Consider the following 21,715-nt stretch of genomic DNA (forward strand, 5'->3'; position numbering starts at 1 on the left):
ACCATGAGAAAAAATCTTTTTTTTAAAATTGATGGCTCTGTTATCGGACTGCTTTCAATCTTTGTTTTGGCTATCGCTGCGTTTAGTATCGCCATGCCAGGGCACTTTTTTACCCAAAATACCTTTTTAAGCATCACGTTTCAGTTACCTGAGTTGGGCTTACTCACCTTTGCCATGTTTGTTCCTATGTTAAGTGGCGGGTTAAACCTTGCCATTATTAGCACTGCTAACTTAACGGGGCTCTTTATGGCTTGGGTGTTTATCAATTACCTCCCAGTGGATGCCAGCACTGGCACACAGCTAATGTGGTTGGTCTTCGCATTAATCGGCGCAACCGTGATTGCGGTCATTATCGGTAGCTTAACAGGGCTGATGATTTCCCATATCGGAGCCCACCCGATCTTAGTGACCCTCGGTACAATGACGATTATCAGCGGCATTGGTGTTTACCTCACCAAAGGAGCCGCACTGAGTGGCATGCCACCCATTGTTCGTGCCATTGGTTCCGATACTGTGCTTGGGGTGCCAATTGCGATGATTATCTTCATTGTTACCGCAATTCTCTTAGCGCTGTTTCTAGGCTGTACGCGCTTAGGTAAAAATATCTATATGAGTGGCAGTAATATCAATGCAACGTGGTTCAGCGGTATTCGTACCGACCGTGTCATGATTGCGATATACACCATTTCTAGCCTGTTATGTGTATTAGCTGGGCTCATCATGATGGCTCGCTTTAACTCTGCACGTATGGGCTACGGGGATTCCTATTTACTGCTCACCATTCTTGCCATCGTATTAGGTGGAACTAACCCATTTGGGGGAGTTGGTAAGGTTAGCCGAGTGTTCTGTGCCTTATTGGTTTTACAGGTCATTGCGACAGGTTTAAGTCTGCTAGGTGTAAGCCTGCACTTTAACCTCGCAGTTTGGGGGATCACGCTCATCTTGGCATTAGCATTCAAGTTCTTCAAAGAAAAATGGAGTGCTAAACGTGCGATGAACCGTAACCAACGCCTTAATAAAGCATCGACACAAAGTTAATTTTTCAAGGGGAAAACCATGCGTAAGCATCCAATTGGTATTTATGAAAAAGCATTACCGAAAAACAGCAGTTGGTTAGAAAAATTAGTCATCGCAAAATCTGCGGGTTATGATTTTGTGGAAATGTCAGTAGATGAAACTGACGAACGTCTGGCTCGATTAGACTGGAGCATCGCTGAGCGTCTGGAAGTTGTGAAAGCGATACAAGAAACAGGTATTCGCATTCCAAGTATGTGTTTATCTGGTCACCGCCGCTTTCCTTTTGGTAGCCATGATGAAGCCACTCGTATGATGGCCTACTCCTTAATGGAAAAAGCCATTAAGCTCGCTCAAGACTTAGGCATTCGCACTATTCAGCTCGCAGGATATGACGTTTACTATGAAGAGCAAGATGCCGAGACGATTGCCAATTTCGAAAAAGGCATGCAGTGGGTCAGCGAAATTGCGGCCGCTTCTCAAGTGATGTGCGCAGTGGAAATCATGGATACGCCATTTATGAATTCCATTAGCAAATGGCAAACGCTTTCCGATAAAATTCGCTCGCCTTGGTTCAAGGTGTATCCTGATGTCGGTAACTTAACGGCATGGGGTAATGATGTCGAAAAAGAATTCACCCAAGGAATTGAACACGTCGCAGCCATTCACTTAAAAGATACATATGCGGTGACTGAAACCTGTAAAGGCCAATTTCGTGATGTCCCTTTCGGTGAAGGCTGCGTAGATTTTGTTAATTTATTCAAATTATTAAAACGTTTAAATTACCGCGGTTCCTTCCTGATTGAAATGTGGACAGAAAAAGCCGATGAGCCACTGATTGAAATTATCAAAGCCCGTCATTGGATGGAAGACAAAATGCAACAAGCTGGCTGGTATAACGCCTAAAGGAGCCGATAATGAATGCATTTTTTATGGGTGTTGACCTTGGTGGTACCGTCATCAAAGCGGGTATCTATACCGCAGAAGGCCAAGAAATTACGGTTGCTGAGCACTCTTTTCCCACTGAAAGCCCACAGGCGGGTTTTAGTGAACGCAACATGGAAATGTTATGGGAAGCGACTTGCAGCGTGATCCGCAAAGCGATTCAAAATAGCCAGCTCAGTGCCGCCCAAATTTCCGGTGTCAGTTTCTCTTCCCACGGTAAAGGGCTTTATTTGCTCAATAGCCAAGGAAAGCCAGTTAGAAATGGGATTGTGTCATCTGATTCACGCGCTCAATCCATTGTTGATGAATGGCACCAAAACGGTACTGCGGATAAAGCTTACCCATTGAGTTTGCAGCAATTATGGGCTTCTCATCCCGTGGCACTACTGCGTTGGCTAAAACAACACGAGCCTGATAATTATCGCGATACTCAGCATGTTTTGATGGTTCATGACTATATTCGCTATCGCTTAACCGACCAAATTGCCTGCGAAGAAACCAATATTTCTGGCAGCCAATTATTTAACCAAATCCAGTCGAGTTATGACCCTAAACTATGCCAACTGTTTGGTATTGATGAGGCAAATGACAAACTAGCTCCCGTGATTAACTCGGCCCAATTAGCGGGTACCGTAACCCACAAAGCTGCCGCAGAATCTGGACTGGTGGAAGGAACCCCTGTATTTGGTGGCTTCTTTGATGTAGTCGGCGCAGCGTTAGCATCTGGGGTGAGTCAAAAAGATAAACTCAGTGCGGTAGCAGGCACTTGGACTATTTCAACGCGTGTCTTTGATGAAATTGTGCCTTCTGATTACCCATACGTTTGGAGTAAATACTGCATCCCAGGCACCTATTTTGTCCATGAAGGCAGCCCGACCTCAGCCAGTAACCTCGCATGGTTTACTCGGCACTTCTTCAATCAGCGTTTGCAAGATTATGACGTACTGAATCACTGCGTGGCTGAAGGGGCAACACGGCAAAATGATATTCTGTTTTTCCCTTGGCTGTACGGTTCTAACTACCACAGTAATTTGCACGGTGGCCTACTCGGTTTGAGCTCACACCATACAGATGCTGATATTGTTTATGCTATCTATCAAGGGATTGTATTCTCACATTTGTTGCATCAAGACCGTATTGTTGGCCTTGATAATACAACCGAATCCATTCGGTTCACGGGTGGCCCAACACAATCACCACTGTGGATGCAAATGTTCTGTGATGCCAGTAACTTGCCGTTAGATGTCGTCAACGTGCAGCAATCAGGTTGCCAAGCCGCTGCACTTTGTGCCGCAGTCGGAACAGGTTATTATTCAGGTTTTGATGTCGCTATTGCGGCAAGTACCCCAAAAATCACCACTTATCAACCGAATGCAATTAGCCATCAACAGCTACGTGACAAATTTGCTCGTTTTAAAGCAGTTGCCGATGCATTGAGCCAATAATTTATTGAATAAAAATAATAAAGGCAGAACTTATAACTCAGTTCTGCCTTACTTTTTCTAGACTAATAAATTATCGTTCTTGATTGCAGTAAGAAATGAATTAGCGCCCTTTCTTTTAGCCCGTTAAAGCCCAAAACGTCCCATGAGCAAAACTATTAAAAATGATGCTTTGACGAAATCACATACTCTGTGAAAAACCTATCTGAACTTTTTATTACACCCATTACATCAAAAGTTGTGACAGTGATCGTTAATTAAACATTTATCGCCATTTGGTTAGTGATATAGCTCTGATTTTGCTCTTTCGTCACTAGAAAGCATTATGGAACCGGTTCCATAATAAGTCATTCGCAATGACAAATGGGTTAAATACCCTTCAATCAGACAGAGGAAAGTCATGAGCAAAGACATTATCATTGTTACTGCCGCCTACGGTGCACAAACCGTAAAACAATTAGGGGGCCAACAAGCTTTATTCGATATTATTCAAAGCAGCCACGCGGATGGTGCTGAGATCCGTCAAGAACTATTGCTACCAAGCGATAATTTTTTTGATATTGCCAAAGGACTGCAATCAAGACAGCTCACTGCGGTTTATTCCGTGCCAGACACGCTATTCCAACAGCATACCTCTATCGCAATCACTAAACTGCAAGGCTATTTTGAAGATGCCAAACAACTTAATGCTCGCTTTTTAAAACTATCACTCGGTGAATTACCAGAAAATTATGATTTATCCGAAGTCATTAACCTTCTCAATCAATACACCACACAGTTAGTGATCGAGAATGACCAAACCGAGGTTGGCGGTCACATTGCGCCTCTTGAACGTTTTTTTGCTGATGTAAAACACCAAAATCTACCTATAAAAATGGCATTTGATATGGCGAATTGGTATTGGCATCAAGAAGATCCGTTAAAAGCCGCACATATTTTTGCCCCCCAAGTCGCTTACATTCACGTTAAAGCCTGCCAATTACGTGGCAATAAATGCGTTGCAGTAGCACTTGATGACAGCGATGGCACATGGAAAGAAGTGCTAAACGCGCTCCCGAATGACGTTCCTTGTGGTATCGAGTTTCCACTCGAAGACCACGATTTACGCGCAGTCACTGAATACTATGTTTCTCTGTTGAAGGAGATTTAACATCATGAAAAATCAATTAGATGTTATCACTCTTGGTGAAGCCATGATGATGTTTGTGGCAACACAAACAGGGGAATTGCACGAAGTTGAAAGTTTCGTCCGTCGCGCAGCCGGTGCTGAGCTGAATGTCGCCATCGGCCTGTCTCGCCTAGGGTTAAGAAGTGGCTGGATAAGCCGACTTGGCGATGACTCCTTCGGGCGTTTTATTCAAGCCACTTTGGATAAAGAACAACTAGATACTCAATGCGTTACAGTGGACTCTCGTTACCCAACGGGCTTCCAACTTAAATCTAAAGCCGAAAATGGAACCGATCCCATCGTGGAGTATTTCCGTAAAGGATCAGCAGCCAGCCATTTAGATCTCACTGACTTTAATGAAGCGTATTTTCTGTCTGCCCGTCATTTACATTTAAGTGGCGTGGCAGCCGCACTTTCGCCCACCAGCTATCAACTTTCACTGTATGCAGCAAAATGGATGCGAAATGTAGGTAAAACACTGTCATTTGACCCCAATTTGCGCCCATCCCTATGGAAAAGTGAACAGGAAATGGTCGAACAGCTCAACCAACTCGCGTTCCAAGCTAATTGGGTCTTACCCGGCTTAAAAGAAGGCAAAATCCTGACGGGCTTCGACCAACCCGAGTCTATTGCTGATTTTTATCTCGCTCAAGGTGTCGAAGTGGTTGTGATTAAAACCGGGGAACACGGAGCATATTATAAAACGGCAAATAACCAACAGGGCATAGCACCTGCCGTTCATGTGAAACACGTCATTGATACCGTCGGAGCTGGTGATGGTTTCGCCGTTGGCGTTATTAGCGCCTTACTTGAAGGTTTGACATTACCACAAGCTGTTGCAAGAGGTAATTTTGTTGGAGCAAGAGCCATTCAAGTTATTGGCGACAGTGAAGGTTTACCAACTCAGGCACAACTGCAGCATGAAATGGCATTACTGTCTGCAGCCACCACTAAAGCGGTATGTTAAAAGGAAATCGATTATGACAATGAATACTCCAGCAGCGTCACGTTGGTGGCGCATCATGCCAATCGTGTTTATCACCTATAGCCTTGCCTACTTAGACAGAGCCAACTACAGTTTTGCCGCTGCCGCAGGGATCAACGCGGACTTAGGGATTACCAAAGGGATGTCGTCCCTACTCGGCTCATTATTTTTCCTTGGCTATTTCTTTTTCCAAATACCGGGGGCTATTTATGCAGAAAAGCGCAGTGTCCGTAAACTCATTTTTGCTTGTATCTTCCTATGGGGCTTATTCGCTAGTTTAACTGGCATGGTGAGCAATATCCCAATGCTAGTGATTATTCGCTTTAGCCTAGGGGTCGTCGAAGCCGCGGTCATGCCTGCGATGCTTATCTATATCAGTAACTGGTTTACCCAATCAGAGCGCTCTCGCGCCAATACTTTTTTAATTCTAGGCAACCCCGTTACGGTACTGTGGATGTCCGTGCTATCCGGTTATCTCATTCAAGCCTTCGGTTGGCGTGAAATGTTTATCATTGAAGGAGTGCCTGCGATTTTATGGGCCTTTTTCTGGTGGAGAACAGCACGAGATAAGCCAAACCAAGTCAATTGGTTAAGCCAATCAGAAAAAGAGACATTAGATAAGATCCTGAGTGACGAACAGAAAAACATCAAACCCGTTCGTAATTACCGTGAAGCCTTCAAGTCTCGTAATGTGATTTTACTCTGCGCTCAATATTTCTGTTGGAGCATTGGGGTGTATGGCTTTGTGCTGTGGTTGCCATCCATTATTCGTGGCGCATCCAACCTCGGGATGGTAGAAACAGGTTGGCTTTCCGCAGTCCCATACCTTGCAGCAACGATGGCTATGATCTTAGTTTCATGGGCATCTGACCGAATGCATAACCGCAAATTATTTGTCTGGCCAATGCTTTTGCTCGGTGCGGTGTGTTTCCTCGGTTCATACTTACTCGGTAGCACGAATTTCTGGTTCTCTTATACCTTATTAGTGATTGCAGGTGCTGCAATGTACGCCCCATACGGGCCCTTCTTCGCTATCATTCCTGAAATGTTGCCAAAGAACGTTGCTGGTGGTGCAATGGCATTAATCAATAGTATGGGCGCATTAGGTTCATTCTTTGGTTCATGGTTTGTGGGTTACTTAAATGGGGCGACAGGTAGCCCAAGTGCCTCGTATATGTTTATGGGGATCGCATTGTTAGCTTCGGTTTTCTTTACCCTGATTGTTAAACCAAACCAAGAGCAAAAGAGTGATGCCGTCATCACAGAGCATGCTTAAAAGGGACACCATGAAAAAGAATATTGTTTTATATAAATCCATTCCCGCAGATCAACTTGAGCGGCTACAGCAGCACTTTAATGTCACTGCATTTGATAGCATTACCCCTGAGAATCTCGCTTGCTTTAAACAAGCTTTGACGAGTGCTGACGGCATTATTGGTGCTAGTTACCCTATCACAGCAGATGACATTGCCAATGCACCAAATTTGAAAGCCGCGTCGACCATTTCGGTTGGTGTCGACCAATTTGATATTGACGCCATGAATGCCAGAAAAATTGCATTGATGCATACCCCCAATGTATTAACCGAAACCACCGCGGATACCATTTTTACATTAGTGCTTTGCAGTGCGCGACGCATTATCGAAATGGCTGAGATGGTCAAAAACGGCCAATGGACCCAAAGTATTGGTGAAAATGCATACGGCAGCAATGTGCATGGTAAAACGATTGGTATACTCGGAATGGGGCGTATTGGCTATGCTGTCGCTAAACGTGCTCACTTAGGCTTCGGAATGCCAGTTCTCTATTACAATAACCATATCCACTCCGATGCAGAAAACCAGCTTAACGCACGCCGTTGTGACCTCGATTCATTACTCGCGGAATCTGATTTTGTCTGTGTTGTACTGCCATTATTACCTTCAACCGAAAAATTGATCGGCAAAAATGAGTTGGAAAAAATGAAACCCAGTGCGTTTTTGATCAACGGTTCAAGAGGTCGAATTATTGATGAGGCCGCGCTGACCGATGCATTAGAAATGGGCATAATTCGTGGAGCGGGTTTAGATGTGTTTGAGGTGGAGCCGCTTCCAAGCAACTCTAAGCTACTCACGCTGCCAAATGTGGTTGCTCTGCCGCATATCGGTTCTGCCACCCATGAAACCCGTTATGCTATGGTCGAATGTGCCGTTGATAACCTAATAGCGGCTTTAAAGGGTGACCTAAGCCAAAACTGTGTTAACCCTGAAACAGCAAAATAACTCAGAACCTAAAGAACCCTAATTTGTTAGGGTTCTTTGCCTATTTACCCATCAATGCTCATGAGCACGTCCCGGTCGAGCAACACTGCTTCGTTCACACTCCGTCAGAAATTGGATAGAATTCAGTTTACTGGTCGATGGCGCTAAATAATATAACCCCACTGTTTTTTGAGTTGGTGAGTAAATTTCCAACATGCCATTGACATCAGAATAATAATCACCTTTATTTATCACGATGTTAAAGTCTTTTATTTTCTCAACACGTCGCTGCTCTGTACTTTTCACTAGCGGATAACTCATATACTCATAGCCAACAAAATCAACAATATTGACCTGACCATTATTGAAAAAGACTTGTACCTTACTTGCCCCTGTTGGAAAGGTAAATTTGCCGTTACGTTCTAATGTGATGTGATTATAACTTTGGTCTACTTGGCAGGTATACTCTTTGACCTGACTTCTGGTGCTACAACCCGCTAAAACAAGGCTAGCTAGCAATAATATCCCTATCTTTTTCATATGTTCCCTATGCTCTCAAAATGGTTATAATTTAGTCTACACACCAGTATACATGTAATAAACCTTAAGCTAAATTGGTAAATGGTAACCAAATTTTAAGAGCCGTTAAAAACTACAATGTCGTTGATTTACGGATCAGTAGTTCCCCATTAAATAAGTATTGCACTGGGGGTTTATCTGGGTCTTCCAGCTTTTCTAGCAAGCACTCCACCGCCTTGTGCCCCATTTCCGCTGTCGGTTGTGACACCGAAGTCACCCCTTGCCCAGCTAATGCAGCCCATTCGAGGTTATCGAAACTTAAAAAACCAATATCTGTCCCCCAACGTAGCCCTTGCTTATTCATGACATATGCCAACTGCAAGGTCAGCACGCCATTGGCGGCGACAATCACTTTGCGCATACCACGATGTGCCGTACAAAAATCAGCAACGATGGCTTCTAATTTTGCCGGGTCAGGCAAGGTCACTTCATGAAATTCGCTTTGAATATGTTGATGGCTCTGCGATAACGCTTGGAATGTCTGTAAACGCTCCTGACGTGCGCTGTTATACACAATGGGCTCAGTCACGAAGCAAATCGCTTCAAATCCTTGTTCAATCAGATGATTAAAGGCCATTTGTGCAGAAGCGGGGTTATCTAACCCAACCATATCACTGGGAAAGTTATCGATTTTTCTATCTAATAAGACAAAAGGAAGCGTGGTTTCTTTCAACACATCAATGAATTGCTCATTAACACCCGCTGAATTTATAATAAGCCCATCCACGCGGTAACCTTTTAGTAGCTGAATAAATTGGCATTCACGCTCAATGCTATTATTGGCATTGCAAACCACTGTCATAAAACCTTGTTTGATTGACTCGGCTTCCACCCCTTTTAGGACTTCAACAGAGAATGGGTTACCGATATCGGCAATAATCAAGCCAATCAAGCCTGTCCGCCCATGTTTCAAGCTACGTGCCATTTGGTTGGGGCGATAGTTTAATTCACGGATGGCACTTTCAATACGTTGACGCAAATTATCTGAAAGCAAATGGAATTCACCATTCAAATAACGTGAGATACTGGTTTTCCCTGCCTGAGCTTTGGCAGCGACATCTTTGATCGTGGCAACTTTTTGCGTTTTCGGGGCCATAGCTTGCGGTTTTCCCATTCTCTAAAAACATCACCAAGTGGTTATCTTACTCGAGTAAGCGTCATTTTACTTGTGATATTGCGTTAACTTGCTGTTTTAACCATTGAATAAAAATATCTGCCTTCGGATTACGTTTATCATTAAGCATCGCAAAATAGTGGCGTTGTTCGCACTTCAGCGAAATGTCGCCAAATGGCATTACTAGTTCTTGCCGCTTAAGACGTTTTTCAACCAATTGTTTACGCCCCATGGCTACACCTGCATGGTTCATGGCGGCAACAATCGCTAGATCAGAACGATCAAAACATAAGTTTCGGCGATGAGGAAACAACGTTAATTGGTAATACTCACTCCACGCCTTCCATTCATCATAGTCAGAGTTACTGCTCCATGCTTGCCTATCATGCAATAAAGTACAATTTTTCAATTGGTGCATATTATTAAGTAAATCATGCTGTTCTGCATATTGTGGGCTACAAACTGGGACAATTGATTCTGACATTAAATCTTCACAATATAAGTTTGGCCGAGTGATATCATCATAATAAATAGCAACATCAATACCATAACCTCGAAAATTAACGTCATCGTTCCCTGTTAATAGATTCAATTGAATCGAGGGGTATTGATGAGCAAAATCCGCAATTTTGGGAATTAACCAGCACTGAGCGATGGATGGTCGCGAATATACCGTAAGTTCACCCGAGATTTCTTGGTTCTTGATATCAATGATTTCTTGGTTAATATCATCCAAATTTTTGCGTAAAGCCCAGTAAATCCGCTCACCATCAACCGTCAATTCAATGCGCCGATGAAAACGTTCAAATAATTTAAACCCCAATTCCCCTTCTAGGGTGTTAATTCGGTGGCTAACTGCACTAGGCGTTAACGCCAGTTCCTGTGCCGCCAATGCAAAAGAGCAGTGCCGTGCCGCCGCTTCAAAGGTATGTAGACGCGATAGCTGATAACTTGATAACCGTTTATTCCACTGAATAAATCCAGATTGCTCAAATTGATTGAAATGTGCTGACACAACGCCTCCGATAAAAACAATGACCCCCAATGATCTCTACAATACCCATTTTAAGATGAATTAGGGTGACTCAAATGCACTAATCTCCATTTTATATGACTAATATCACACCCTTGAGTTAATTTAGCTCATCTAAACCATATGTTTCATCGTTTGTCACCTTTGAATATTTATTATCCAATAGAAGAACAACAACAAGATGATCAGGGGTAGGATATGGACTCTACAATGTGGATGATTGGTACTTTAGTTATCAGTATTTTACTAATCATCGTTTCAATTATTAAATTTAAGTTTCATCCCTTTTTAGCACTTTTACTCGCCAGCTTCTTTGTCGGTATCTCCATGCAAATGAACCCATTAGAGATGGTCAGCGCCATCGAAAATGGCATTGGCGGTACGCTTGGTTTTTTAGCCGCCATTATTGGGTTGGGTACCATACTCGGCAAAATGATGGAAATTTCAGGTGCCGCTGAACGCATCGGGGTCACTTTACAAAAAAGCCGCTGGTTGACGCCTGACGTTACCATGGTGCTAATTGGGTTAATCTGCGGTATTACGCTGTTTGTTGAGGTTGGTGTGGTGTTACTGATCCCACTCGCATTTTCCATTGCCAAAAGAACCAATACCTCGTTATTAAAACTGGCTATCCCATTATGCACCGCTCTGATGGCCGTCCATTGCATCGTACCGCCACACCCTGCTGCCCTATTTGTCACAAATGAATTGGGAGCTGACATTGGCACGGTGATTGTCGCAGGGTTAGCGGTAGGCTTAGTCGCCTCATTAGTTGGTGGGCCACTGTTCCTCAAATTCTTAGGTGACCGCTTACCATTTAAAACTGTGCCGGAAGCCTTCTCTGACCTTGAAGTACGTGAAGAAAAAGACTTACCTTCTTTAGGTGCCACACTGTTCACGGTGTTACTGCCAATTGCTCTCATGTTAATCAAGACAGCCGCTGACTTGAACATGAGCAAAGACAGCCAGTTATTTACCTTATTACAGTTTATTGGTAACCCAATAACCGCTATGTTTATTGCTGCTTTTGTCGCTTATTACATGTTAGGTATTCGACGTAATATGGGTATGAGCGTATTACTCAGCAAAACCGAAGAGAGTTTTAGCTCAATTGCTAATATCTTATTGATTATCGGGGCAGGTGGGGCATTTAACGGCATCTTAAAAGGCAGTGGATTGAGCGACTCCTTAGCGATGGTGTTATCGGGCATTGATATGCACCCCATCTTGCTGGCCTGGCTGGTCGCCATTATTCTTCATGCCGCTGTCGGTTCTGCCACCGTTGCGATGATGGGCGCAACCGCGATTGTGGCTCCATTAATGCCAATGTACCCACACATTAGCCCAGAAATCATGACATTAGCCATTGGCTCCGGCGCAATTGGCTGCACTATCGTCACTGACTCGTTGTTCTGGCTAGTTAAACAGTACTGTAATGCCACTTTAGCCGAAACATTCCGTTTTTATAGTGTCGCCACGTTGATTGCGTCTTTCGTCGCGCTGGCAGGGACTTTTGCACTTTCATTTGTGATTTAAAAGAGAGTAATTATGACTCAGATAAATGTTGATAAGTTAATTGCTGACTACCCTTTAGTTCAGGACTTAATCGATTTAAAGCCAATTGCGTGGTTCAACCCAAATGTCACGACAACACAAGCGGGTTTGCCTTATGTCGGGCTAACCATTGAAGATGTGCAAGACGCAGAAGCGCGATTAAACCGCTTTGCGCCTTATTTGATGAAAGCCTTTCCTGAAACCCAAGCCACACAAGGGATCATAGAATCCGAAGTGGTCACTATTCCACAGATGCAAGCCGCTCTTGCAGCTCGCTACCAAACGCCAATTACCGGGAAAATATTACTTAAAAAAGATAGCCACCTGCCAATTTCAGGGTCAATCAAAGCTCGGGGCGGCATCTATGAAGTCCTCACCCATGCGGAAAAACTCGCCTTAGCAGCCGGTATTTTATCAACAGACGATAATTACGAAATTTTATTTTCTGAACAATTTCGTCAATTCTTTAGCCAATACCGCATCGCGGTAGGCTCAACCGGCAACCTTGGCATGTCTATCGGCATTATGAGCGCTAAACTCGGTTTTAGTGTCAGTGTGCATATGTCCGCTGATGCCAGACAGTGGAAAAAAGACAAATTGCGTTCACATGGCGTGAATGTGGTGGAATACGAGCAAGATTACAGCATTGCCGTCGAACAAGGCCGTAAAGAAGCCGAAAAAGACCCGAACTGCTTTTTTATTGATGATGAAAACTCTACCACCTTATTTTTAGGTTATGCCGTGGCAGGCTTGCGCTTGAAAAAGCAATTTGCAGACCAAGGTGTTACCGTAGATAACGACCACCCGCTGTTTGTCTATTTACCCTGCGGTGTCGGGGGTGGTCCCGGTGGTGTCGCTTTCGGGCTAAAACTCGCCTTTGGGGATGCCGTCCACTGCTTATTCGCTGAACCAACCCACTCACCTTGTATGCTGCTAGGAGTACATACTGGCCTGCATGATGGAGTCTCTGTTCAAGAAATTGGTATCGATAATATCACCGCCGCAGACGGCCTTGCGGTTGGCCGTGCATCAGGCTTTGTAGGACGCGCAATGGAGCGGTTAATTGATGGTTATTACACCATCGAAGATAGCGAAATGTATAACCTGTTAGGCTTACTCAACCAGACAGAGTCTATTAAATTAGAACCGTCGGCCTTGGCGGGTATGACTGGCTGCGTGCATGTCACGCAAAACACCGATTATTTGCAATCAAAAGCACTCACACCAACGAAACTGGCTAACGCAACACATCTGGTATGGGCAACGGGTGGTGGTATGGTTCCTGCAGATGAAATGCAAAAATATTTATCACAAGCCAATCTAAACTAATAATTAACATGTTCAAAGCCCTCTTACATTCAATGATATGAGGGCTTTGATAAAAACTCGGGATCCCAAGCTTGGTCAGTTCGGGTGAATACCCAATGCGAATTGTAGATCGGCAAGCGTTATCATCAACATCATAGAGTCAAGTGGTGAAGGGACGAAACCAATGTGCTCATAGAACCGTTTAGCATTGTCCGTTAATGCGTGAACCACAACCCCTCGAATGCCCACCAGCCCAGAAGCCTGAATAACACGATGACAGGCATCTTTAACTAACCCCCTACCAACTCCAAGACCCTTCGCCCTTGTATCTACAGCTAGCCTGCCGAGTAAGATGACGGGAATGTCAGAGGGCATGTTGCGGCGAAATCGCCCAGCGGCTTGATTGGTGCTCACAACCCCGGTGGACAAGGCATAGTAACCCATTACTTGGTTATCCGAAGTGGTCACAAAAGTGCGCGAGGCCCCTGAGTTTTGATAACTCATTGCCCGGTTTTTTAACCAGAGATCCAATGCCTCTTCACCAGAGGAAAACCCTTCCAGTAAATGGCCTGTTTTTAGTGGTTCTGGCGCTGTTAGCTTCAATGTCATTCCTCCCAAGGGGATTTAGACATCATCGTTTTCCTCAATGCCTCATTACTACTCGGCGCGGCATCAAGCTGGCTGATAAATTCTTGGTAAACCTCGGCGCTGACGTTAATCACCCGCAGATCGGCCAGTGTTTCTTCAGCTGCACGCCGCGCTGCTTCCAGAACAAATTCGGTACGGTTTTTTCCCACAGCATTCGCAGCACGGTCGATCAGGATTTTGTCTTCCGGTTTTATTCTCAGGTTAAGAGATGAGCGAGTCACGGCAACATCATTTTGAGTCGACATATCGACCTCCCAATTGATTGCTTACTCAGCTAAGCATACAGAAATGTAATGTCGTTGTCATTACATTGTAAATACAAGATTGTCGTACCATGTATTTATGACGTAAATACCACATTGATTTAACAGTGAAATTAATAAAAAAATCAAAAAGCTGACATGAGTGAAATCCCCCAATAGCTGGGAAACCAATTATTAGGGGTCACTTAATGAGAAGAGGGCTTTTTACCATCAACCGCACATTATTCGCTTTATAATGATTGCCCCGGTAATGGCACTAAATCACTTTCAATATAGCGTCTTACTAACGTCGCAAGCGCGACTAATGAGTCAAGATGCGTTCTTTCCCAGCCGTGGGAACTGTCTAGAGCAAAACAGGCTAAAGCCGCACGAATATCCCACCCTGCATCAATCGCGGCGGCACTATCCGAACGATAATGTTTAAACGTATCGCGGACGTGAGGAATATCATACTGCTGACATAGCTGCAATAAATGCCGTGTAATGGCTAAATCAAACGGCCCGGTTCTGTCACGAAAAGCTAAAGTGAGTGCGTCATCCCGTGTGGTTTGGTCTGGGGCAGAAACAGAGTTATCAATCGCTAATAATTCTTGAACCTGCGGACCAAAACCGTGTGTTCCGCCAATACCGACCTCTTCTGAAATCGTGAACATCATCTGGCAAGGCACCGCTGGCACAATGCCATCATCCACCAGTGATTTTAATGCAGCTAACATCACCGCGCAGCCAGCTTTGTCATCTAAATGACGAGAAACAATAAAACCGTTGTCAATGAATTCGGGTTGCGCATCAACCGCAACAATATCACCGACATTTAAGCCATGGGATTGCAAATCAGCGAAGTTATAACAGGGGGCATCAAGGCGAATTTCTAAATTATCCCAATCGGCTATTTGGGTATCAACTTCAGTATTAAAGCGATGCCCAGAGGCTTTTAATGGCAAAATCGTGCCGCGATATTGGTGATTGTCACTAAATACCGTCACCCTTGCACCTTCCGCAAAACGCGCTGCCCATGTACCTGTATTACGCAGAGCCAAACGCCCATTCGGTTTGAGTTGTGTCACCATTGCCCCTAACGTATCAAGGTGGGCGGCTAATGCACGTTTAGGCTCTTCAGAGCCAAGCGTGATATATAACACCCCACGGCGTGTGTATTTCGGTGTGAACCCCAACTCAGTCAACCATTGGTGAGTTTGTGCCACGGCTTGCTCCGTCATACCAACCGGGCTAGGCGTACATAACAATGTTTTTAATACAGAGGTCAGATATACTTTATCTATCATTATATTACCTATCTTCACTTAAAAAACGTTCTTGCAATGTGGCTTGCAGCGCTAACATGGCTTGTTCTGCATAAGCCATATGAGCTTCCATCACCGATTGAACTTTTGCGACATCTTTACGGCGTAATGCTTCGATTAATTGATATTGGTATTCAATGCCTTGGCGTCTATCGACAGGCTCAGGTTTTAAATAAATATCCTTACAAACCGCTAAATCTTTGAGTAAACGCTGTAAAAAATGGCAAATAAACACTAATAAAACGTTGTCGGAATAGCTGGCAACCACGGCATGAAAATCCAGTTCGGCCATCCGCTGTTGCCAGCGTTCGTTTTCATCTGCGGGTTCATGGTCATAAATGGCGATGGTATCGTACAGCTTTTGAATACCCTCATTATCAATGTTGTCAATCGCACTAACGGCAACCACTGGTTCGAGTAATTTACGTAGCGTATAAATATCTTTGATTGATATATCCCGCGTAAACAAATAGTTCGATAACAAACTCATTGCTCGGGATTCAGTCATGGAATCAATAAACGCGCCACCACCCGGCCCGGTTTTCGTTTTAATTAATCCTTGAACTTCTAATGATTTCAGTGCTTCTCGCACCGTACTTTTGCTGGCGTTATAATGTTCAATCAGTTCTTTTTCTTGTGGCAAACGGTCACCGGGTATGAGGTTATTGGCCATGATAGTTTCTTTTATTGCATTGACGATTTCATCAGTCCGCTTAATACGTACTGGCTCTATTGTCGTCGGCTTATTGGTGCTCATATTAGGTTCTCAACTGGTTTAAATTATTTTCTAAACGACTGAATCAACACGAATACGTGGGGCACTCGCCAATAAATTTCGCGTATATTCATGCTCCGGCGCGGCAAATAAGCTGCGGGTATCTCGACATTCTAGCAAATCCCCTAAATAGAGTACGGCAACCCTATCTGCTATCGATTCCACTACCGCTAAATCGTGGCTAATAAATAAATACGACAACGAAAACTGTTGTTTAAGTTGTTCTAATAACAACAAGACTTGCGCTTGCACCGAAACATCCAACGCACTAACTGGCTCATCAAGGACTAATATCCGCGCATCTGCGGCTAAGGCTCTCGCAATCGCTAGCCGCTGTGCCTGTCCTCCCGAAAACTCATGGGGATAGCAAGCTAACGCGTCAATTGGCATATTGACGGCCTCAAGTAATTCCGCCAAGCGTTTCGCCCTTTGTGATGCACTCATGTGCTTTAAGTATTTCAAGGGAACCGTTAATGTTTCCCCAATCGTTTTACGTGGGTTCAAAGATGCGACAGGGTCTTGAAAAACATACTGAATAGCTTGCCCAAACGCACGAGCACCTTGCTGCAGCCACTCGGCTCGAGTCTGCCCTAATACGCTAATTTCCCCCGAGGTTTCACGCTCCAACCCAACTAAAATACGCGCTAAGGTGCTTTTTCCAGAACCACTCTCCCCTACAACAGCAAGTGTTTCGCCTTCATAGAGCGATAATGAAATGTTTTTTAGTGCATGAACTTGGCGCCCTCGGGGGTGAAATAGGCTCTTCGGCTGCCCGAAGGTTTTCACCAACTGATTAACCTCAATCACTTTTTTCATTAAGCCTCCTGCGTTGATGCTAAATCATTACCATTAGGCTGATGACCATAGAGTTGTTGAACCTGCTTTAAAAACCCACGCCCTTCCCCTAACTTCGGTACACTGGCGATCAGACGTTGTGTGTATGGATGCTGAGGCTGACGTAATACCGTTTGCGTATCCCCCGTTTCGACTATCTCACCTTGCTGCATCACCGCAACACGGTCGCAAATTTGATTAATAACCGCGAAGTCATGGGTAATAAATAAGAGCGCAACACCGCGTTCACGGCGTAGTTGGTTGAGTAACTCTAAAATACGCGCCTGGACCGTGACGTCTAATGCGGTGGTCGGCTCGTCGGCAATAATCAACACTGGGTCATTGGCCAACGCCATCGCGATCCCTACCCGCTGACGCTGCCCGCCCGAGAGCTCATGGGGATAGGCATCAAAACGTTCTTGCGCATCAGGGATCCCAACACTATCCAATAATTCGATAGCTTTATTTTTCGCCTCATAGAGTGACAAAGACTGGTGAGCAGTGATGGCTTCACGCAATTGCACACCAATGGTAAATTGCGGATGGAGTGTCGTCAGTGGGTCTTGGAAAATATAGGACACCTTCGCACCACGACGGCGCTGCATAACGGATAATGGCAATGACAACATTTCTTCATGTTCTACATAAATCCCCCCCGCGGTAATCAGCGCAGGAGGCGACGCTAGCAGCCCCATCACAGACAAAGCCGTAACACTCTTACCTGAGCCGCTCTCCCCAATTAACCCTAAGCACTCCCCCGCTCCAACGGTAAAACTGATCCCTTTTACAGTCGGACGTAATTGATTTCCTTGGCGAAAAGCGACAGACAACTCTTTGACTTCTAATACCGCTTGTTTATCCCCTGTTTTCGCAGGAATATTAACTCTATCAGTCTGTGTCATCGGTTGTGAGCGCTGTAGAGCCCCTGATTTTAACCGGGGATCAAGAATGTCACGCACGCCATCCCCTAACAGGTTAAAGCTAATCACAATAAGAAAGATCATAATACCGGGTACCAATGCCACATGAGGAGCGACAAACATTTGTGCGCGTCCTTGCCCTAACATTGAACCTAAATCTGCATTCGGTGGCTGAGTCCCTAGCCCTAAAAATGACAAGCCCGCCGTCTCTAAGATCATCCAACCGATGGTCGTTGACATGGTAACCACAATAATTGGCAAGACATTCGGTAACACTTCCGTTAATAGCACTTGTAGGTGGTTTTTACCTGACAGCCTTGCTGCTTGAATAAAATCCCTATCACGCAAACCCACCGTTAACCCACGAATATTTCTCGCAAAAAAGGGAATATTGACCAATGCGATAGCATATAACGCATTGAGTAACCCTGGCCCAAGGACTGCGACAATCGCTAATGCCAATAGTATGTATGGAAATGCCATTAGCATATCAATACAACGCATCAATAATGTATCGGTGCGATGGCCTACATAGCCAGCCACCAAGCCAATCAGGGTGCCGAATATTGCCGCAATGAGCGTTGCTGAGATACCGACCAATAGGGATACTCGGGTTCCCCACAGCAATCGAGACAAAATATCTCGCCCTAAATGGTCTGTCCCTAATAAATGATCAGGTGAAAAAGCGGGAAGTAGCCGATTTACTAAATCGGTTTTATCTGGATCAGCAAGGGGGAGCCAAGGGGCTAAAAATGCCAAGAGCATAATGATAACTAAAATAAATAGCCCCAACGTTGCTAGACGGTTCGCCAATAATAACGAGCCGATCGATTGGCGATGACGATGCTGAATAACAGGGGTCACAGACTGGCTCATGATTTCAACCTCGGGTCTAACATGGCTTGCACAACATCCGCAAGCAAATTGATAAAGACATAGGACGCTGCCGCAATCAATACGCCCCCTTGGACTAAAAACAAGTCACGGGTTGCTACTGCCTTGACTAGCATGGCGCCTAGCCCCGGCCACTGAAAAACGGTTTCAATGTACACCGCACCACCAAAAACAAAACCCGCTTGGATACCAATGACTGGGATGACTGAAACCAGCGCCATACGAAATGCATGGCGGAAAATCACTCTGCGTTCGCTCAGCCCTTTAGCTCTGGCGGTACGAATGAAATCGAGCCTTAATACTTCTAACATTGCCGTACGTGTCAAACGCGCAATCACTCCTGTCGCAACCAATGAAAGCGTTACAGCAGGTAAAACAAGGTGATGTAATAAATCGCTCAGGCCACCGCCTTGCCAAATATCATACATTCCAGATGCCGGAAACCATTGTAATTGAACAGAAAAAAGCATAATCATCAGTAAGCCTATCCAAAAAGATGGCATTGATATACCCAATAAAACAGCGAGTGTAATAAACCGATCACTCCAACTGAACTGACGAATGGCAGAAAGGACCCCGGCCAGCAGCCCTAGAATTGAGCTGAGTAACAACGCACTTCCGCCCAAAATTAACGTGGCAGAAAATCGCTCTAAAACCTCATCAACAACTGGACGGTTAAGGACAAATGAGCGGCCAAAGTCACCCGAAATTAAATTATTCATCCAAATAAAATATTGCTGATATAACGGCTTATCGAGCCCAAGCTCAACTTTGACTCTCGCCACATTTTCAGGAGTCGCCCAAGGGCCAAGCAACGCTTGAGCTGGGTCTCCAGGGATCATTGCCATGATAAAAAAGACAATTAACGTCAAACCAATCAGTATGGGTATGGTCGCTAAAACGCGTTTCAAACAGTATAACCACATAGTTTTTCCCCATAAAATCAAATGATTAATTGAATAATCAATTCACATTAATCAATCTTTACGAACGTCTTTAAGTAATAAATTAAAATTAGGCTGCAATTTGAAATGCTTAACATGCTCATTCGCGACCGCATTTTGCTTCCAATTCGCGACAAACAACCAAGGTGCATCTTGATGAACAATTTTTTGTACTTGCCGATATAGCTGGGCGCGCTCCTCGAGGTTATTGGTGACTCGAGCTTTGTCTAATAACCTATCAAGCTGCTTGTTACTGTAATAACCGGAATTAAACCCGCCTTTATCTGGCCAAGAGGCGCTATGTAAGGTTAAAAAGGGTAAAGTATCTGGGTCATTCGTCATCCATGCCATTTCAGCCATGTGTGCTTGTTTGAGGCCTGCATTGACCTTGGATAGGTAGGTATTCCACTCAAAAGTTTGGATTTCGACAGATAACCCAACCGCTTTCAGGTCAGCTTGAATGGCGGTTGCCATGGGGATCGGGTCTAGCATCCCTGAGCCCCCTTCCGTGACATAAAAAATAACTTTTTGCCCTTGAGCCCCTGCTTCTGCTATCAATTGGCGTGCTTTTTCAGGGTCATAAGGATAAGCCTTGGTTTCTGCATCAAATGCCCAATCAAATGCTGATGGAATGGGCCCTTGTGCTACCCCCGCAGAGTCCTGAAGAATATATTTCACAATATTGTCTTTATTTACCGCATAGTTAACGGCTTGCCTCACACGCACATCATCAAACGGTGGTTCAGACGCATTGAGCATGGCATACCAAACATGAGGCCCTACCGCTTCATAAACATCAAAGCGGTCGTCATTAACAAATAGCGGGACATTATCAGCGGGTACCTCAACCATGGCATCAATCCCCCCTGATAACATTTCTGCGACCCGAGTATTAGCGTCAGTAATAGGCCGAAAAACCACATGCTCTAAACTGGGTTTTCCATCCCAATAGTTTTCATTCGCGGATACGACCACCCTTTGGTTTGCGGTCCACTCATCAAATTTAAAAGGCCCTGTTCCACTGGGATGGCGGCTAAAGTCTTTGTCGTATTGTTTTACTGCTGTAGGTGAAACAATCAGCCCTGCCGGTGTCGCTAAGTTCGATAAAAACGGGGCAAACGGCTCTTTTAAGGTAAAAACGACGGTTCTGTCATCCGGGGTCGTTATCTTGTCTATCGCGGAGAAAAAAAACGATAATGGGAATGGCCCTGTATGGTAGTACGGGTGCTGGTTATCCAGCATTCGTTCAAACGTGAATTTGACGGCATCCGCATTGAATGGGCTGCCATCGTGAAATTTTATATCTTCGCGTAAATGGAAAGTATAGGTGAGGCCATCGTCACTAATAGACCATGACTGGGCTAAAGCAGGCTCAAGCGTTAATGTGCCATCGGCATTGCGAACTAACCCTTCATACAAGTTAACCAAAATTCGGGAATCATTCGCTGCTGTCGCCACTTGTGGGTCTAATGACTGCGGCTCAGCAACTTGCCCTAATAACAAGACATTAGGATGATTCACCGCCAATGTCGGTAGCGAAATAAAGCATAAAAGCCAAAGACTGGCTATCCATCTACATAAACGCATCTTCATTCGCGCCTCCCCGAGTGCTGACATTGCTATATGATTGTGAAGTGTGATTTGTGTCAATTTTGTTAATAATTTTATCTTTTTCTTTATTTATGATGATAAATTATATTTCAAGCAAGAATTTATGATGATAAATTTGATCAAGGTCTAATTTATGAGGT

Annotated in this window: 20 protein-coding genes; 9 read left to right on the forward strand and 11 right to left on the reverse strand. The window is 44.6% G+C overall.

Translation table 11 applies throughout. The annotated features are described in order from the left end of the window. Positions 1 to 3: 3 nt before the first annotated feature. The 7 genes from CYG50_RS16505 (at position 4) to CYG50_RS16535 (ending at position 7,815) form a co-directional block, all read left to right on the forward strand. A complete protein-coding gene (locus CYG50_RS16505) occupies positions 4 to 1,038 on the forward strand; it encodes an ABC transporter permease (protein ID WP_102138067.1) in 1,035 nt (344 codons plus the stop codon). Positions 1,039 to 1,056: 18 nt separating this feature from the next. Further along, complete coding sequence (locus CYG50_RS16510; protein ID WP_102138068.1) at positions 1,057 to 1,920, forward strand: L-ribulose-5-phosphate 3-epimerase; 864 nt, start codon at positions 1,057 to 1,059, stop codon at positions 1,918 to 1,920. Positions 1,921 to 1,931: 11 nt separating this feature from the next. Then, positions 1,932 to 3,404, forward strand: a complete 1,473-nt coding sequence (locus CYG50_RS16515) for an FGGY-family carbohydrate kinase (protein WP_102138069.1) — start codon at positions 1,932 to 1,934, stop codon at positions 3,402 to 3,404. A gap of 397 nt (positions 3,405 to 3,801) precedes the next feature. After that, entirely contained in the window at positions 3,802 to 4,551 is a 750-nt protein-coding gene (locus CYG50_RS16520; RefSeq protein WP_102138070.1) for a sugar phosphate isomerase/epimerase family protein, read from the forward strand. Positions 4,552 to 4,555: 4 nt separating this feature from the next. Then, on the forward strand, positions 4,556 to 5,536 hold the full coding sequence (locus tag CYG50_RS16525) for a sugar kinase (protein WP_102138071.1): 981 nt from the start codon (positions 4,556 to 4,558) through the stop codon (positions 5,534 to 5,536). A 13-nt stretch (positions 5,537 to 5,549) separates the two neighbouring features. Next, positions 5,550 to 6,830, forward strand: coding sequence for an MFS transporter (locus CYG50_RS16530; RefSeq protein ID WP_102138072.1), 1,281 nt, complete (start codon positions 5,550 to 5,552; stop codon positions 6,828 to 6,830). A gap of 10 nt (positions 6,831 to 6,840) precedes the next feature. Next, complete coding sequence (locus CYG50_RS16535) at positions 6,841 to 7,815, forward strand: NAD(P)-dependent oxidoreductase (RefSeq protein WP_102138073.1); 975 nt, start codon at positions 6,841 to 6,843, stop codon at positions 7,813 to 7,815. Positions 7,816 to 7,866: 51 nt separating this feature from the next. Here the strand turns inward: CYG50_RS16535 and CYG50_RS16540 are convergent, their stop codons facing one another. The 3 genes from CYG50_RS16540 to dsdC all read right to left on the reverse strand — a co-directional run bounded on the left by CYG50_RS16540 (position 7,867) and on the right by dsdC (position 10,502). Next, positions 7,867 to 8,334, reverse strand: a complete 468-nt coding sequence (locus CYG50_RS16540) for a hypothetical protein (RefSeq protein ID WP_102138074.1) — start codon at positions 8,332 to 8,334, stop codon at positions 7,867 to 7,869. 112 nt (positions 8,335 to 8,446) lie between these two features. Continuing rightward, positions 8,447 to 9,469 carry a LacI family DNA-binding transcriptional regulator gene (locus CYG50_RS16545; RefSeq protein ID WP_231068752.1) on the reverse strand — a complete coding sequence of 341 codons (1,023 nt, stop codon included), beginning with the start codon at positions 9,467 to 9,469 and terminating at the stop codon, positions 8,447 to 8,449. Positions 9,470 to 9,530: 61 nt separating this feature from the next. Further along, a complete protein-coding gene (dsdC, locus tag CYG50_RS16550) occupies positions 9,531 to 10,502 on the reverse strand; it encodes a DNA-binding transcriptional regulator DsdC (RefSeq protein ID WP_102138076.1) in 972 nt (323 codons plus the stop codon). Between the two features lie 216 nt (positions 10,503 to 10,718). Between dsdC and dsdX the strand changes: the two genes are divergently transcribed. After that, positions 10,719 to 12,056, forward strand: a complete 1,338-nt coding sequence (gene dsdX / locus CYG50_RS16555) for a D-serine transporter DsdX (RefSeq protein WP_102138077.1) — start codon at positions 10,719 to 10,721, stop codon at positions 12,054 to 12,056. A gap of 12 nt (positions 12,057 to 12,068) precedes the next feature. Beyond that, a complete protein-coding gene (gene dsdA / locus CYG50_RS16560) occupies positions 12,069 to 13,403 on the forward strand; it encodes a D-serine ammonia-lyase (protein WP_102138078.1) in 1,335 nt (444 codons plus the stop codon). Positions 13,404 to 13,478: 75 nt separating this feature from the next. Here dsdA and CYG50_RS16565 read toward each other — a convergent pair whose 3' ends face one another. The 8 genes from CYG50_RS16565 to CYG50_RS16600 all read right to left on the reverse strand — a co-directional run bounded on the left by CYG50_RS16565 (position 13,479) and on the right by CYG50_RS16600 (position 21,557). Then, a complete protein-coding gene (locus CYG50_RS16565; RefSeq protein ID WP_102138079.1) occupies positions 13,479 to 13,991 on the reverse strand; it encodes a GNAT family N-acetyltransferase in 513 nt (170 codons plus the stop codon). After that, positions 13,988 to 14,275, reverse strand: a complete 288-nt coding sequence (locus tag CYG50_RS16570; protein WP_102138080.1) for a type II toxin-antitoxin system TacA family antitoxin — start codon at positions 14,273 to 14,275, stop codon at positions 13,988 to 13,990. The genes CYG50_RS16565 and CYG50_RS16570 overlap by 4 nt, the downstream gene beginning before the upstream one ends. Before the next feature lie 248 nt (positions 14,276 to 14,523). Beyond that, a complete protein-coding gene (locus tag CYG50_RS16575) occupies positions 14,524 to 15,579 on the reverse strand; it encodes an osmoprotectant NAGGN system M42 family peptidase (protein WP_102138081.1) in 1,056 nt (351 codons plus the stop codon). A gap of 4 nt (positions 15,580 to 15,583) precedes the next feature. Continuing rightward, complete coding sequence (locus CYG50_RS16580) at positions 15,584 to 16,354, reverse strand: FadR/GntR family transcriptional regulator (RefSeq protein ID WP_102138082.1); 771 nt, start codon at positions 16,352 to 16,354, stop codon at positions 15,584 to 15,586. A gap of 30 nt (positions 16,355 to 16,384) precedes the next feature. Beyond that, positions 16,385 to 17,188, reverse strand: coding sequence for an ABC transporter ATP-binding protein (locus CYG50_RS16585; RefSeq protein ID WP_102138083.1), 804 nt, complete (start codon positions 17,186 to 17,188; stop codon positions 16,385 to 16,387). After that, positions 17,188 to 19,002, reverse strand: coding sequence for a dipeptide/oligopeptide/nickel ABC transporter permease/ATP-binding protein (locus CYG50_RS16590; RefSeq protein WP_102138084.1), 1,815 nt, complete (start codon positions 19,000 to 19,002; stop codon positions 17,188 to 17,190). The genes CYG50_RS16585 and CYG50_RS16590 overlap by 1 nt, the downstream gene beginning before the upstream one ends. Next, positions 18,999 to 19,946, reverse strand: coding sequence for an ABC transporter permease (locus CYG50_RS16595; RefSeq protein ID WP_102138085.1), 948 nt, complete (start codon positions 19,944 to 19,946; stop codon positions 18,999 to 19,001). Before CYG50_RS16595 ends, CYG50_RS16590 begins: the two co-directional genes overlap by 4 nt. A gap of 51 nt (positions 19,947 to 19,997) precedes the next feature. Continuing rightward, positions 19,998 to 21,557: an ABC transporter substrate-binding protein gene (locus CYG50_RS16600; protein WP_102138086.1), complete on the reverse strand. Its 1,560-nt coding sequence runs from the start codon at positions 21,555 to 21,557 to the stop codon at positions 19,998 to 20,000. Positions 21,558 to 21,715 lie beyond the last annotated feature (158 nt).

Source organism: Providencia huaxiensis, assembly GCF_002843235.3.
Classification (GTDB): Bacteria; Pseudomonadota; Gammaproteobacteria; order Enterobacterales; family Enterobacteriaceae; genus Providencia; species Providencia huaxiensis.